General features: G+C 58.4%; 9 protein-coding genes. 3 read left to right on the top strand and 6 right to left on the bottom strand.

Annotation, left to right across the window (positions count from 1 at the left end; genetic code table 11):
- Position 1: 1 nt before the first annotated feature.
- The 3 genes from RWZ58_RS02285 to RWZ58_RS02275 all read left to right on the top strand — a co-directional run bounded on the left by RWZ58_RS02285 (position 2) and on the right by RWZ58_RS02275 (position 5,780).
- The gene (locus tag RWZ58_RS02285; RefSeq protein WP_314657103.1) at positions 2 to 1,711 is read left to right on the top strand and encodes an ABC transporter family substrate-binding protein; all 1,710 of its coding nucleotides are present in this window, start codon (positions 2 to 4) and stop codon (positions 1,709 to 1,711) included.
- A gap of 407 nt (positions 1,712 to 2,118) precedes the next feature.
- Positions 2,119 to 3,819 carry an ABC transporter family substrate-binding protein gene (locus tag RWZ58_RS02280; RefSeq protein ID WP_314657102.1) on the top strand — a complete coding sequence of 567 codons (1,701 nt, stop codon included), beginning with the start codon at positions 2,119 to 2,121 and terminating at the stop codon, positions 3,817 to 3,819.
- A 257-nt stretch (positions 3,820 to 4,076) separates the two neighbouring features.
- Complete coding sequence (locus RWZ58_RS02275) at positions 4,077 to 5,780, top strand: ABC transporter family substrate-binding protein (protein WP_314657101.1); 1,704 nt, start codon at positions 4,077 to 4,079, stop codon at positions 5,778 to 5,780.
- A gap of 175 nt (positions 5,781 to 5,955) precedes the next feature.
- Here the strand turns inward: RWZ58_RS02275 and RWZ58_RS02270 are convergent, their stop codons facing one another.
- The 6 genes from RWZ58_RS02270 to RWZ58_RS02245 all read right to left on the bottom strand — a co-directional run bounded on the left by RWZ58_RS02270 (position 5,956) and on the right by RWZ58_RS02245 (position 15,570).
- Positions 5,956 to 6,984 carry a dihydrodipicolinate synthase gene (locus tag RWZ58_RS02270; RefSeq protein WP_314657099.1) on the bottom strand — a complete coding sequence of 343 codons (1,029 nt, stop codon included), beginning with the start codon at positions 6,982 to 6,984 and terminating at the stop codon, positions 5,956 to 5,958.
- Positions 6,985 to 7,164: 180 nt separating this feature from the next.
- Positions 7,165 to 9,240, bottom strand: coding sequence for a glucose PTS transporter subunit IIA (locus RWZ58_RS02265; protein ID WP_314657097.1), 2,076 nt, complete (start codon positions 9,238 to 9,240; stop codon positions 7,165 to 7,167).
- Between the two features lie 520 nt (positions 9,241 to 9,760).
- Positions 9,761 to 12,319, bottom strand: a complete 2,559-nt coding sequence (locus tag RWZ58_RS02260; RefSeq protein WP_314657096.1) for an HAD-IC family P-type ATPase — start codon at positions 12,317 to 12,319, stop codon at positions 9,761 to 9,763.
- A 241-nt stretch (positions 12,320 to 12,560) separates the two neighbouring features.
- Positions 12,561 to 13,331 carry a heme ABC transporter ATP-binding protein gene (locus RWZ58_RS02255; protein ID WP_314657094.1) on the bottom strand — a complete coding sequence of 257 codons (771 nt, stop codon included), beginning with the start codon at positions 13,329 to 13,331 and terminating at the stop codon, positions 12,561 to 12,563.
- Complete coding sequence (locus RWZ58_RS02250) at positions 13,328 to 14,407, bottom strand: iron ABC transporter permease (protein WP_294642527.1); 1,080 nt, start codon at positions 14,405 to 14,407, stop codon at positions 13,328 to 13,330. The genes RWZ58_RS02255 and RWZ58_RS02250 overlap by 4 nt, the downstream gene beginning before the upstream one ends.
- Positions 14,407 to 15,570 carry an ABC transporter substrate-binding protein gene (locus RWZ58_RS02245; protein WP_314657092.1) on the bottom strand — a complete coding sequence of 388 codons (1,164 nt, stop codon included), beginning with the start codon at positions 15,568 to 15,570 and terminating at the stop codon, positions 14,407 to 14,409. The genes RWZ58_RS02250 and RWZ58_RS02245 overlap by 1 nt, the downstream gene beginning before the upstream one ends.
- Positions 15,571 to 15,686 lie beyond the last annotated feature (116 nt).

Raw genomic sequence — 15,686 nt, 5'->3', positions numbered from 1 at the left:
CATGACTCATCTGCGTATTAACCGCCGTACCCTGCTCACTGGCACTGTTGCCCTGGGTACCGTTGGCCTGCTGGCTGCATGCGGTGGCGGTTCGGACAAGAAGATTAGCGGTAAGGCTGCTTCGAGCACCGAGGAAATCGTCAAGAACCTCGAAATCAACAAGCAGGACCGTTCCTCCCTCAAGCAGGGTGGCGAGTTCCGCGGTAGCGTCTCCGCAATCGGTCCGAACTTCAACATCCTGACCCAGAGCGGCTACACCACCGAAAACCTGACCGCATTCGGCGGCGCCTGCAACATCCCCTCCGCTATCGGCTTCACCTCCCTGAGCCCCGCTGGCGACTACAGCCTCAATGACGACTACGTCTCCGATTACAAGGCAGAGACCGTCGACGGCGTTCAGACCATTACCTTCAAGCTCAACCCGAAGGCTGTCTTCAACGACGGCACCCCCGTTGATATTGAGGCAATCCGCGCCGCATGGACCGTCTACCGCAACCCCGATGACGGCTACAACGTTATCGCCGCTCCCTTCTGGCAGCAGGTAGCATCCATCGACCCCGTGGATGGCGATAAGACCCGCGTCAAGATCGTCATGTCCAAGCCCCTGTACCCCGCTGAGACCCTCGGCCTGCTCGGTCTGCACCCCGCACTGACCGACAAGGAGCTCTTCAATAACGGCTTCGTGAACAAGCCCATGGATCAGTACTGGTCCGGCCCCTTCAAGCTGGGCGAGTGGAACTCTTCGGGTAAGACCCTCACCCTCGTACCCAACGACAAGTGGTGGGGCGAGAAGCCTCTGCTGGACCGCATCATCTGGCGCGAAATGGGCGACGAGGCAGAGCGTGCAGCATTCAAGAACGGCGAGCTGGACAGCATCGGCTTCGCCGGTCTGGCAACCTACAACGCCGTCAAGGATCAGCCCGGTGTTCAGATTCGCTCCGGCCAGAGCGTCGGCGTGATCAACCTGCAGTTCAACCCGACCCGCGTGACCGACACCGCCCTGCGCCGTGCAGTCTTCGCCGCGGTTAACCGCTCCCAGCTGGCTAAGGTCAAGTTCGGCCAGATCAACTGGGATGAGCCGCTGACCGGCTCCCTGATTGCTATGCCCTTCCAGAAGGGCTACCAGGACGCTATGCCCACCAACCCCGGCCCCGAGGCTGCGGCAAAGATCCTGGAGGCAGCAGGCTACTCCAAGAACGGCGACTACTACGCTAAGGACGGCAAGACCGCGGGCTTCTCCATCACCTACTTCGGTTCGGATGCAACCTCCCTGGCTCAGTTCCAGAACCTCGAGCAGCAGCTCAAGGCAGCTGGCATTAAGCTCGAGCAGGACAACCAGCCGCAGTCCCAGTTCAACTCGGTGATGGGCTCCAAGCAGTACGACTGCGCCTTCTCCGGTTGGGGTATTGGTGCTGACCCCGCAGACAGCGTTCAGTACTTCTACACCAGCGAAATCAACGAGGGCGTGGGTGATCCCGAGCTGGATAAGTACATTGCGTCCATCTACGAGAAGGAATCTCACGATGAGCAGCTGAAGATGGCTGCTGAGGCTGAGAAGCAGCACATGGAGAAGGTTGCTATTTACTTCCCCTACGCTAACGGCCCCAGCTACGCAGCTGTGAAGGAGAAGCTGGCTAACTACGGTCCTTCCCTCTTTGCGACCAGCTACACCGACCCCAAGCGCTGGGTCAATGTGGGTTGGCAGAACTAAAGCCACAGGCTAATTTTCTGGATTCTTTTTCGGTAGTTTCTGAATTTTCGGAGGCGCCGGCATAGGCTCCGGAAGGGTAAAGTCCCGCGGTATTCCGCCTTAGAGGTGGGGTTTCGCGGGACTTTTTTGTTTCCCGGGGCTGGGTACTTGAGATTGGGGGAAGAAAAGTTTCTGCTGAAATATTTCCTTGAAAAAGGTTCCCTGGGTCACATTGAGTGGGAATTGTGTGTATACTAATCCCAATACAAATGTGTGTTCCATCATAGATATGCATCACGAGTCTGTGGGGTGGGTTGTGTTCCCCCACCCTCAGCTTGTCGAGATGGCGCCACATTTCAACACTCATCCCGGGCCGGGAGCGCACGGTACCCCACATGCGCATCCCAGCCCTCAGACAAGGACAGACTATGACCACTTTCACCCTCAACCGCCGTACCCTGCTCACCGGCACCGTCGCCCTGGGCACCGTCGGCTTGCTCGCAGCTTGCGGCGGCAACTCCTCCAAGACCGAAACCAACGCGCTCTCCGCTGGTGACGACCTCTCCAAGGCAGTCTCCTACAACGAGAAGGATCGCTCCGCCCTCAAGGACGGCGGCGATCTGCGACTGAGTGCAGACGGCATCGGCCCGAACTTCAACATCCTCAACACCAACGGCTACACCGCCGGCAACCTGAACATTCAGGCGGCCATCAACTCCGCATTCACCGGCGGCTTCTACGCAGACTTCCGCGGCGAATCGCACATGAACGAGGACTACGTCACCGAATACAAGGCGCAGACCGTTGACGGCGTGCAGACCGTGACCTTCAAGATCAACCCCAAGGCAGCCTTCAACGACGGCACCCCCATCGACGTGAACGCCGTCAAGAGCTACCAGACCATCTACACCGCTGCGGCATCCGGTTCGGACTACCAGATCACCCCCTCGCCCATCTGGGAGCAGGTCGCAAGCGTCGAGGCAGTGGACGGTGATACCCGCCACGTGAAGGTCACCATGTCCAAGCCCTGGTACCCCATCGAAGGCAGCTTCACCTCGTTCCTGCACCCGGCATTCGCAGACCCCAAGTTCTTCAACGACGGCCTGAACGACAAGCCCCTCGACCAGTACTGGGCAGGCCCCTTCAAGGTGGGCGAGTGGAACTCCTCCTCCAAGGTGCTCACCGTCGTCCGTAACGACAAGTGGTGGGGCAAGAAGCCCGCCCTCGAGCGCATCACCTGGCGTGAAATGAGCTCCCAGGCAGAGCAGGCTGCCTACAAGAACGGCGAAATCGACTACGTGGACGCCAGCACCCTCAGCTCCTACAACGAGCTCTCCGGCGTGGCGAACACCGACATCCGCAAGGGTAGCGCCCTTGGCGTGGGCAACTACGAGATCAACCCCGAGAAGGTGCCGCTGCCCGTCCGCCGCGCATTCGTTGCAGCTCTCAACCGCGAGCAGCTGCAGAAGTTGCGCTACGACAAGCTCGGCTGGAAGGAAACCCTGCCCGGTTCCATGTGCTTGCTGCCCATGCAGGAAGGCTACCAGGACAACTACCCGACCAAGATTGGCAAGGATGTTGCCACCAAGATTCTTGAGGATGCGGGCTACACCAAGTCCGGTGACTACTACACCAAGGACGGCGCTAAGGCCTCCTACCCGGTCATCACCTTCGGTAGCGACCCGGTCGTCAGCTCCACCGCGCAGTTCCTGGTCCAGCAGATGAAGGAGATCGGCATCGAGCTGACCATCGAGAACCACGGTGCCTCCGAAATGTCGAGCATCATCTCCTCGAAGAACTTCGCGATTAAGACCGGCGGCTACGGCATCACCACCTCCCCGGTGGATGCGGCGAACTACTTCTACATCTCCGAGACCAACAACGGTCACGGTAAGGATCTGGACTCGCTGGCAGCCACCATGATGTCCACCGAGGACCCGAAGGAACAGCTCAAGATCATGAACGAGCTGGAGAAGCGCCACCTGGACGAGGTCGCCATCTACGTGCCCACCCACAACGGCCCCAACTTCAAGGCGTGCCGTAAGGGCCTGGCGAACTATGGCCCGATGCTCTTCGGTCTGCCCTACTACAACCCGAACGTGTGGATCAACGTCGGTTGGGAGAAGTAAAAATCTAAGCGTTGAGCACTGCTCACACACTCCATAAGGGGTAAAAGCGTTACAGCGGCGTGTTACAGAAGGATTAAAACCTTCTGGAGCACGCCGCTTTCCCGTTCCTCAGAGATTTGCACGGATATACTTAAAACAAATGCGGGCATTCTGCCCGTGACCCCGGCAGAGACTGTCCTCCCGCCGGGTTGGAGCGTTGGTTGTGCACCGTTCGCGCGCCGCCTCCACAACACTGCGAATACTCTAGGAGAAATTCCATGAAGAGCATGTCTGTCTCTCGCCGTACCCTCCTGACCGGCACCGTTGCCCTCGGCACCGTCGGTCTACTGGCTGCCTGCGGCAGCTCCAAGGAAAAGGTGGGCGGTACCGCCGCTAACAACGCTGAAGACATTCTGAAGAACCTTCAGATCAACAAGCAGGACCGCTCCTCCCTCAAGCAGGGCGGTACCCTGACTCTCGCGGCTACCGCACTGGGCCCCAACTTCAACCTGCAGACCCAGAGCGGCTACACCTCCAGCAACCTGGACGCACTGGCACCCTGCAACATCCCCGCAGTCATGGGTTTCTACACCATGAGCCCCGACGGCGAAGGTACCCTCAATCCCGAGTTCTGCACCGAGCACAAGACCGAGACCGTCAACGGCGTGCAGACCGCAACCTTCAAGATCAACCCCAAGGCGGCTTTCAACGACGGCACCCCGCTGGACGTGAACGCTGTTCGCGCCATGTGGAAGGTCTACAGCGCAGTCACCGACAACCCCTACCACATCACCGATAACCAGATGTGGCAGCAGGTTGAGAGCATCGAGGCTGTTGACGGCGACAACTACCATGTCAAGGTCACCATGAAGACCCCGTACTACCCCTCCGAGGGTCTGTGCGCCTTCGCAATCCACCCCGCTCTGGAAGACGTCAACCTCTTCAACGAAGGCTTCGTTGACAAGCCCCTCGACCAGTACTGGGCAGGCCCCTTCAAGATTGGCGAGTGGAACTCCTCCCAGAAGGTGCTCACCCTGGTCAAGAACGACAAGTGGTGGGGCGAGAAGCCGATCCTGGACCGCATCATCTGGCGTCAGATGGACTCCGAAGCAATCCGTGCAAGCTTCAAGAACGGCGAACTGGACGCCTTCACCTTCGTTGGCGCAACCAGCTACAACGCTGTGAAGGGCCAGGCAGGCACCGAGATTCGCCAGAGCCAGAACACCAATGTCAACATCATTCAGCTGAACCCCAAGCGCATTGAGGACCTGGCACTGCGCCGCGCAATCCTCGCAGCCGTGGACCGCGAGCAGATTGCTAAGGCATACTTCTCGCAGCTCGGCTGGACCGAGCCGCTGCCCGGCTCCATCATCGCAATGCCGTTCCAGAAGGGCTACCAGAACAACTACGCTGGTGGCACCGGTGCACAGGCAGCTGGCAAGATTCTGGAGGCCGCAGGCTACTCCAAGTCCGGCGACTACTACGCTAAGGACGGCAAGGTTGCTGGCTTCGCCCTGACCTCCTTCGGTTCCGAGGCTGTCTACCAGGCTGTCTACCAGATCCTGGAGCAGCAGCTGAAGTCCGCAGGTATTCGCCTGAGCGCTGACAACCAGCCGCAGTCGAACTCCAACTCCGTGCTCGGCCAGAAGAGCTACGAGGCAATCTTCACCGGTTGGGGCGTTCTGCCCGACCTGGCTTCCTCGGCACCCTACTTCTTCACCACCGAGGTGTTCGGAGTCGGTGACCCCGAGGTCGACAAGCTCATTGAGAAGCTGCAGAACACCGAGAAGGAAGACGAGCGCATCAAGATCGCTAACGAGGCGGAGAAGCTCTACTACGAGAAGGTCGCAGTGTACCTGCCCTACGCAAACGGCCCGATGTACGCCGCTGCTAAGGCTAAGATTGCGAACTACGGTCCGTCCCTGTTCAAGCAGAGCTACACCAGCGCTGACTACTGGGTCAACGTTGGCTGGCAGGAGTAAAACAGACGGGAGTAATACCGTTTTCGGTAATGCTCTAGTCGTCCTGTAGGACTCGAAATCCCGGGTACTCTCACGAGAGAGTGCCCGGGATTTTTCTGTTCCCTTTGTTCTGTGCCCTTTAGCGGGATATGTAATTACAAAAACTGGGGGAGGGGAGTGCCGCCCTAACCGGTTGCTACCACTCGCCCAGGTACAGGGCGCGCTCCTGCAGGTACCTCAACATCTTCGGGTTCTGCTGCAGATAGAAGATGCGGTAAATGCCGCCTCCAACGACGATAAACGCCAGCGGGAAACCCAAAATGACGAGCACGCGGCTCATATTGGCGGACAGATCAAAGGGATCACCGCTGGTTGCGACCAGCATAATCCACAGAGAATAGCCCACGCAGGCGAGCAGAGTGCCCCACATGCCGCGCACGAGCCAGCTCACCAGCGTCACCGCAATGACCCACGCCAACGCTAAGGTGAACTGGTGCCGCTCCGCCTGAGCCCAGGGAAGCGCCCCCACGTAAATAATGGCGGGGATGCCCAGGTACCCGGGGATGTTCAGCGAGGCAAGAATGTTCACGCAGAAATAGCCCAAGAAAATAGCGCTCAACGACGAGGACAGAAACAGGTGCAGGGGAATCATGCCGTCGCCGCTATAGACGGCGGTGGGGCCCGCGTACACGGTTTCAAACATGAGGGTCAGCGGAGTCATCATGTACTCAATCCAGACGACCAGGGCGAAAGCGCCGAAAATGCCGAGAGCCTGCATCAGGGCAATCAACCGTGAACGCGCATCCCGAGGAATCGTGAAGCTCTGACCCTTCGCCTTGACGCCGCAAAGATGAACGACAGCCACCATTGCCGCGACGCACAGCACCCAGCGCACGAGAACGCCCGGCAGGTCAGGAAGACCACCGTAAGCCCCCGTGGAGGGATCACCCCAGGCTCCGGGGAGTAGCGTAATGGCGTGAGCACCCTCGGGGAGGTTTGCGGAGGGAGCAAGCCGGTGCGGCTCATAGATAACCCACCACAGAAGGTACGCGGGAACCAGTGCGGAGAGCTTACGCAGCAGAACCGGGAACGGCGCGGACTCATAGACGAGCGCCTCAAGATTGAGCCGGCGCATCAGCCGCCGAAAAGGAGGAAGAGCGCGCAACTCTTTTTGCTGCTCTTCCCACACCTCGGTATCCCATGCCCTAGTATCAGAAGACATCATCGTACTCCCTATCATGTGAGAACTTCCTTGTTGAGCTTATTCCTACACTAGCAGAAATACCCCCCCGGCTAGTGGGTAACCCCAGGCTAAGCCCTACCCGAATATCAGGGCATAAGAAAGGGGCCCCACCATTATGGTGGGGCCCCCTTTAGAGCCATAGTTAGAGCCTTAGAAAGCGAACTACTTAGTGGTCACCTTCAGGACAGTGCTCAGGTTCTGGTGAGCAACGCCCGGCAGACCCTTCACCTCAGCGAACTTGCGGGTGTTGGTCACAATCACCGGGGTAATCAGCGGGTAACCCGCCTCCTTGATGACCTCGGGATCGAACTCAATCAGAGCGTCGCCAGCAGCAACAACATCGCCCTTAGCAACCTTCACGCTGAAGCCCTTACCGTCCAGGTTCACGGTATCCAGACCAACGTGAATCAGCAGCTCAATGCCGTTCTCCAGCTTCAGACCAACAGCGTGGCCCGAGGGGTAAGTCGCAGCAACCTTACCGGCTGCGGGAGCAACAACAGTGGTACCGGTCGGCTCAATAGCCACACCCTCGCCCAGCTTGCCAGCAGCGAAGATCGGGTCCGGAACATCAGACAGAGCAACAGCAGTACCCTCAATCGGAGCGTGCAGCTCAATGACCTCACCAGCTGCAGCAGACTCAGAAGCAGCGGCAGCGGCGGGGGCAGCAGCGGCAGCCGGAGCAGCCTTCTCAGCAGGAGCCTCAGTCTTGGGGGTAGCCTCAGCAGCCTCAGCCTCACGCTCAGCAGCGTGCTTCACAGCATCAGCCTTCGACTCGTAACCGAAAATCAGAACACCGGTCATAGCGCCGAAGAACGCAATAGCCAGACCAATCACGTACAGGTACGAGGGCTGCATAGCCGGAATCGACAGCAGCGAAGTGAACGCGAACGCGTAGGACTTAACACCCAGGAAGGAAATGGTAGCGCCACCAAGCACAGCGGGAACCAGAATAATCGGAATTACGCGCTTGTAACGCAGCACCACACCGTACATCGACGGCTCAGAAATACCACCGAGCAGACCAGACATCGACGCACCGATAGCGGTCTGACGCAGCTCACGGTCATGCTTCGCGCGGATAGCCACACCGGTGACCAGACCGAACACTGCAAAGTTGTACGCACCCATCGGGGACTGAATGAAGTCAGTACCCATGGTCTGCAGGTTGTTAATCATGACAGCGTTCAGCGGCCAGTGCAGACCCAGCGGAACCATGAACAGGTACAGACCAGCAATCAGCGCACCAACCAGAGCCGGGGCAACATCGTTAATCATCTTCAGGAAGTCAGAGATGCCCATAGCCACACCGATACCGATGGGGCCCACCAGGAACACAGTCAGCGGAACCAGGATCATCACCGAAATCATCGGCACGAACACCATCTGCAGCATCGAAGGAATAACCTTCTTCAGGAAGCGCTCAAGCGGAGCCAGCAGGGCAACAGCCAGCAGCGGGGGGAAAACCTGACCGGTGTAGCTGAATGCGTACAGCGGCAGATCCAGACCGAAGAACGGAACGTTCAGAACCTTGGTGGCGGGGTCAGCCAGAGCAGTCAGATCGGTGAAGGTGCCGGTCATCAGCGCAGCGGGGATAGCCGCACCAACCCACATGTTCGCGCCCAGACGCTTAGCAGCGGTAGCACCCAGCATGATGGGCATGAAGTTCAGAACAGACAGCGAAGCAGCCTTCAGGATGTACCAGAAAGCAAACTGATGCATCCACTGGTTGTTCAGAGCGGTAGCAGCTTCCTTATCAGCCACGCGAGCACCGTTAATGATGTCGATGTTCACGCTCTGACCGGTCAAGTCAGTGTACTGGCCGAAGAAGCCCAGCTGCTGCAGGAACACGATGAGGGTCAGAATCATCGAGGTACCCAGCAGCGCCCACAGCAGAGGACGGAAGGAGTCAGACAGAACGTCGAAGACATTGGTGATCCAGCCGGCCTTCTTGCCTCCAGCCTCAACCTTGGTGTCACCCTCAGCGTGGCCTGCCATAGAAGGCAGTGCGTTAATCTCGTTGTAAACGGCCTCAACGCGGTCACCCAGCACCACCTGGGTCTGGCCGGACTGCTCAATCACAGTGAGCACGCCGGGCAGGCCCTCAATCTTCTTGTTCTGCACTGCATCATTCGACACAGGAGTAACACGAAGGCGGGTTGCACAGTGAGTAATGTGCGCGATGTTCTCGGGGCCACCCAGGCCGTCAAGAATCTTCTCGCCAAGTTCGCGGTTATTCACGATACTTCCTTAGATATGCGGTCAAAGTCTACTCAACGTTGCTACAGGAGGCTGCGCTCGCTGAGGAAAACCCAGAAGCGGGAAACACCCCAGAAAACACAAAAGACCCGAGTCTCTCGACCACCGGAAGCACTACACTTTGTGCCCACTATGGAGCTTCGGTACAGCAAATAGAGGGGATTCTCGGCAGATACAAACTGCCGTCCCATACGGTGTTGAGTAACTCAGGTCTTGCCTGCCAAACCAGTAACAACCCTGAAGAAGGTTTCCCTTCTCAAAATAGTTCCCTGTAACTCTAAGGGTTTTCCCAGGTTAAGAGCAAGGTGAGAGAGAAAAGCTATCAGAAGCTGTTAAATGTTTCACTCAAGTGATAGCTGAGACATGCTCTCGGTGCTACTTGTGGGAGCCTCCCGGCAGGGCTCCGGCGCACTCCGGAGGGGTCACTTGCGAAGACGCGAAAGGGCCCCGCATCCACAGGATACGGGGCCCACACGCCACCGAAGCAGCTACCTCCAGCTAACTACTTAGCCGGGAAGAAATTCAGCGGAGCAACCTCCAGCTCAGGGTAATGACGCTTCTGCCAACGGCGGTTACGATGCGCATTCACCTCAATCAGAGCCGCACCCAGGGCGCCAGCACCAATCGCAGTCCACAGCAGATGCGGAAGCACCGTAACGAACTGGTGGTACTCCACCAGAACCGGCACGAACAGCGCCGCGAAGAACACAGCCAGCAACGCACCAAACAGCAGAACACGAGCACGGTTGAACGGGCGAGCCACCGCAGCCAAGTTCCACAGACCCATCATCACCAGAGTGATGAACGAAGCCGTCTGAATCTGGCGGATATCCTCAACGCCCATGCCACGAGCCGTGAACGTCACCGCCAACAGCATCGCAACCACAATAATCGAGTTCGGAATCGTGTAATTCAGCACGCGACGCAAGAAGCCCGGCACATAACGGCGCGAATTCGGCAGCAGAGTCAACGCGAAGGACGACGCGCCCACAATCAAGAAGTCAGCGGTCGAGTACTGACGCGGCAAGAACGGGAAGGTCAAACCGAAGAGGCTGAACAGAACACCCAACAGAATCGCGAAACCGGTCTTCGTCAGGAACAGGTTCGCCACCATCTCAATGTTCGTAATGACCTGACGGCCCTGCTCCAGGGCAGCCGGCAGAGACGAGAACTTACCGTCCAGCAGAACCAGACGAGAAACAGCCTTCGTCGCAGGAGCAGCGTTACCCATCGCAATACCCAAGCTTGCATGCTTGAGCGCCAGAGCGTCATTAATACCGTCACCGGTCATCGCCACCACATGGCCGCGCTCCTTCAGAGCAATCACCATGTTCTTCTTCTGCTCGGGCGAGACTCGACCGAAAATATTGTGAGTAGCCGCAGCCTCAGCAAGCTCCGGACCATCCTCAGGCAGAGTCGACGCATCAACCGCACCCGCGGAAGTATCCATGCCCGCAGTCTTCGCAGCCGCAGCCACAGTGAACGGGTTATCGCCCGAGAAGACCTTCAACGTCACGCCCTGACGGTGGAAATACTCCACAATCTCAGGCGCATCCGCACGCACATTCTCACGGAAAATCACGAACAGAACCGGGGTAGCATCCGACGGGATCTTCTGGATCGGCTCATCCTTCTCATTGCGGACCACCGCAGCAGCATGCGCCAAAACCATCGTGCGCAGACCCAACGCCGCCAGTTCGGCCGCACGCTCACGCTCAGCGGTGCCCTTGGCGAGAAGCGCCTCCGGAGCACCCAGAAGCCACGCACCCGAATCCTTAAACTCAATCGCGCTAAAACGCAGAGCCGAAGAGAACGGCACAATACCGCTCACAGTAGCCGAGGAAGCATCCGGGAAACCACCGGTCAGAGCCGCAGCGGTCGGGTTCGCGTTCTCGTCGTGACCGAACCACGCCAGCGCCTCATTCCAGCCGGCAGGCAGAGAAGCACGCCAGGAAGTGTGCTCCGCCGAGTCAGCGTCGGGGCCCTCAGCCTCGGCAACGGTGTCCAGCGGGCGCACCGAATCAAAAATCACGCCACCCTCAGTGAGAGTACCGGTCTTATCGAAGCAGACCACGTCCACACGAGCCAGAACCTCAACCGCAGGCTGCTCCTGCACCAGGATGTTGTGCTTACGACCCAACGCCACAGCGGCCGCCGCAAACGCCAGAGTAGTCATCAGCGCCAGACCCTGCGGAATCATCGAAGCAACCGAAGACACAACAGCAATAGAAACCTGCTCCCACAGGTGGTTCTGCTGCACGGTCTCCAGGCCGCCAGCAGCCTGAATCTGGCCCCACGACACCACAGGAATAATGACCGCAAGACCCACCGTAATCCAGCGGACCACACGGTTCAGCGCATCACGTAGCTCAGACTGAATACGCGAGAACTGGCGCGCCTCGTCAGAAATCTTGCTTGCACGAGAATTCGCACCCACATGCGACAGCAGGACGCGGCCGGTACCGCCCAGCACGCTCGACGCCGACAGCACCATATCGCCGGGGCGCTTAGCAATCGGGTCGTTCTCACCGGTCAGCAGGGACTCATCCAGCTCCAAAGAATCGGAGGTGAGCACAATAGCGTCCGCGGGAACCTGATCGCCGCGCTTAAGGATGACAACGTCACCCTCAACCAGCTGCTCCATCGGAACCTCAACGCTCTTACCGTCACGCACAGCGGTCGCGGGGGAGCGGTCCAGCAGAGAGATGCGGTCCAGTTCAAGCTTCGCCTTGTACTCCTGCACAAAACCAATCACCACGTTAGCGATAACAGCCGCCAGGAAGAGCAAATCAGCCCAACGCTGGTACATGATCACCACAGCACCACAGGCCCCCAACACAAAGTTGAAGACCGTGAACAGGTGCGCACGCATAATGCTCCACAACGTGCGAGAAGACTTATTGTTCTGGGTATTGACCCTACCCTCAGCAGTCAGGCGAGCAACATCATCGCTACTCAAACCGTGCTGGGCAATATCGAAAGATCCGCTATGCGGTGTTTCAGAATATTCGGGAATGTAGCCGGCAACGGCAGCCGTTGCCGTTTTCTGCTGAGGATCCATGCAGGGGTCTCTTTCTCGAATGGATGGAATGCTGAACTGAATAGAGTTCAGTATTGCGGACACTACCTTTCAGTGTATCCGTGCAAGCGGGGATAAAGATAATCTCCGCCCTGTAATGAGCTGATAGTTACAGTCATTCCAGAACGGAGATTTAATATATGCGAATATTGGCATATTTTGAGGTAGAAAGTGTTTGCGGAGCGGTTCGCTAACGCACTGACAGAATCAGCGCGCTAGCAGGTCAGCGCTTTGGCAGAATCAACAAACGATTCGTCACCGGATGCCTCAACACCTCAATCGGATGCTGATACACCTCAGACAACAACTCCGCCGAACACACCTGCTCAGGGGTGCCCGAAGCCACCACCTCGCCACCACGCAACAACACCATACGGTCAGAATACGCAGCCGCCACATCCAGGTCATGAAGCACCGTCAACACCGCGGCACCCTCAGCAGCCAACTCACGGCTCACCCGCAATGTCTGCTCCTGATGCGTAATATCCAACGCCGCAGTCGGCTCATCCAAAAGAATCAGCGGAGTCTGCTGAGCGAACACACGCGCCAAATGCGCGCGGCCACTCTCACCACCGGACAGGGTCGTAATATCGCGATCCGACAAATGAGTCACCGACGTACGCTCCATCATCGAAGTGACCACGGCATCATCCTCTTCAGCGCGCTCCGTACCCTTCCACGGGGTGCGGCCCATCTGAACCACCTCATGCACCGTGTACGAAAACGCCACATTCAACTTCTGCAACAGCATCGCACGCTGACGAGCCACCTGACGGGCAGGAATCGAACCCAGAGGAGCGCCAACCAGCAGAATCTCACCGCTACTCGGGGCAATATCACCAGCAATCACACCCAATAGAGTGGACTTACCGGCACCATTGGGGCCAATCAGCGACACAACCTCGCCCGCAGCAACAGACAGAGACACATCATTCAGAATCTGACGCCCACCAGCGTTAAAAGACACGCCAGAAAGGCTCAACAACTCACTCACGAAGCACCTCCGCCCTGACCCAAGGAACGACGCAACAACACAAAGAACGTCGGGCCGCCCACCAAAGCCGTAAAAATACCAATCGGCAAATCAGCAAAAGGCACCAGCGTACGCGCACCCAAATCAGACAGCGCAATCAACAGCGCGCCACCCAATGCCGAAGCCGGCAACAGCACACGATTCGACGGACCCAAAATCATGCGCAACAGGTGCGGAATAATCAGGCCAATAAATGCAATAATGCCCGCATACGCCACCGCAGCACCGGTCAACAGAGCCGTCGCCGCAATAGACACCGCGCGTAGGCGCTCCACGTTCACACCCGAATGCTGCGCCGCACGCTCACCCAACGCCAGAACATCCAGCGAAGAAGCCATCACGAAACAAGCCACCAAGCCGATGAGAATAACCGGCCACACGCTCGCCACGGCCTTCCACGTGGCGCCGTTCAGTGAACCCATCTGCCAGAATACAATCTGATCGCGGCTCGTCGTATCAGCAATGAACATGAGGAACGCGATAATCGCATTCGCCACCGCGGTCACCGCAATACCCGTCAAAATCATTGACAGGACCTTTGCGCGACCCGAAGAACGCGACAGGAAATACACCAGCGCAGTAGCCGCCAACGCACCCACAAACGCGAACGCAGGAGTCGTGAAAATGCCGAAGAACTGCAGGTTCAACACAATCGACAAACACGCGCCAACCGCCGCACCCGACGAAACACCAATCACGCCCGGCTCAGCCAGCGGGTTACCAAACACCGACTGCATGACCGCGCCGGAAGTACCCAAAGCGGCACCCACCAGCACGCCCAATAGCACACGCGGGAAACGGATATTCCACAGGGTGCTATCCGCCAGCTGCATTGCAGGGTTCTCCGGTGCAAGACCCAGATGGCGGCCCACAGAAGCAACCACCTGATCAATCGGGATGTTGTACTGACCCAAACCCGCCGACAGCACCATCACGGCGCACAGCGCCACCGCCAAAAACGTAAAGGTCAGACCGGCACGACGCCGACGCGACGCACGATAATCCTTCGCGCCCGCCGCACTCTTCACAGCTGCCACTACTGGGCTCCCGCAGGAGTCGAGTACGCAGCCTTAGCCAGTGACAGCAACACAGCCGGAGTATTCGGACCGTAGGACAGAATCTGGCCGTCGCCCATATCGATAATGCGCTTATTCTTACCGGCAGTCGTCTCACCCACACCCGGGCGAGCCAAGAAACCATCCAAACCGCCGGTGGACTTAATGCCGCCGCTCATGGTCAGAATGACGTCCGGGTTCAGCTTCACCAGCGCCTCGCTGGTCGCCGGAATAATGTTCGTCGCGTTCTGCTCAGACGCCACGTCCTTGCCGCCAATAGCCTGAATCAAATCGTCAGCGCCAGAGCCCTTGCCGAGCACGAAGAACACGCCAGCGGTACCGCGCACGTACAGGAACGCGAACGACACCTGCTGATTGCCCTTCGGGGCAACCTCCTTGAGCACCTGCAGGGCGTAATCAAGGTCCTTCTGCACGCGGGCTGCAACCTGCTCGCCAGCCTCCGGAACGCCCAGTGCCTGCGCAACAGCCTTGAGCTGGGGAATGATCTTATCCATGCGACGCTCATGGTCGAAGACCACCACGGTCACGCCCGCAGCGCGCAGCTGGTCCACAATCTCAATCGGGCCGTTGCTCTTATCCCACAGCACCAGGTCCGGGGAGGTCGCCAGAATCGCCTCAGCATTCAGGTCGTGACCATTCTGGGTGACCAGCGGAAGATGAGCCAGCGACTGTTCGGTCGAGGAGGTGACGCGACCCACCAGGCGGCCGCCCAGACCCAATGCAATCATCTGCTGAGCCAGAGTGCCGTACAGGTCCAGCGCCAGTACACGGTCAGCGGACTTAACGGTCACCTCGGTGCCGTTGAAATCCTTGAACGTCACCGGGAAAACGGGAGTGGGGGTATCGACCATCGGCTGAATTTCGGGGGTATCTGCCGCGCTATTGGGGCCGCGCAGAGCCTTCTGATCAGGGGCAATAGAAGAACGCAGCTGATCTGCCAGGTTCTCCAAAACGGTGCGGGTGCTCTGCTCATCCACCACAGCCTGCGAGGTGTTCGAAGAAGCAGAGGGGTTCTGAGTACCCACGCCGCAAGAGCTCAACAGGAACGCGGAGGTGATGGAGAACGCCGCATACTTCATTGCATCGCGGCGGTTCAGGGCAGAAGAAGAAAGAGAAGAAAACATCGTCGTCTCACAGAGAAAAAGGGAGCTAGAAAAACTGGGGTAGGTGCCGGGGCAAAATCTGGCACCTGAAGCGGGGGTGCAGTGAAGATCTGCACCCCCGCGCGGGCGGCGTCGGC

It is taken from the genome of uncultured Rothia sp. (genome assembly GCF_963544205.1).
Lineage (GTDB): Bacteria > Actinomycetota > Actinomycetes > Actinomycetales > Micrococcaceae > Rothia.
This window is presented reverse-complemented; position numbering and strand designations above follow the sequence as displayed.

Coding starts and splice junctions, on each gene's coding strand:
- RWZ58_RS02285 (WP_314657103.1), top strand. CDS start 2: ATGACTCATCTGCGTATTAACCGCCGTACCCTGCTCACTGGCACTGTT.
- RWZ58_RS02280 (WP_314657102.1), top strand. CDS start 2,119: ATGACCACTTTCACCCTCAACCGCCGTACCCTGCTCACCGGCACCGTC.
- RWZ58_RS02275 (WP_314657101.1), top strand. CDS start 4,077: ATGAAGAGCATGTCTGTCTCTCGCCGTACCCTCCTGACCGGCACCGTT.
- RWZ58_RS02270 (WP_314657099.1), bottom strand. CDS start 6,984: ATGATGTCTTCTGATACTAGGGCATGGGATACCGAGGTGTGGGAAGAG.
- RWZ58_RS02260 (WP_314657096.1), bottom strand. CDS start 12,319: ATGGATCCTCAGCAGAAAACGGCAACGGCTGCCGTTGCCGGCTACATT.
- RWZ58_RS02245 (WP_314657092.1), bottom strand. CDS start 15,570: ATGTTTTCTTCTCTTTCTTCTTCTGCCCTGAACCGCCGCGATGCAATG.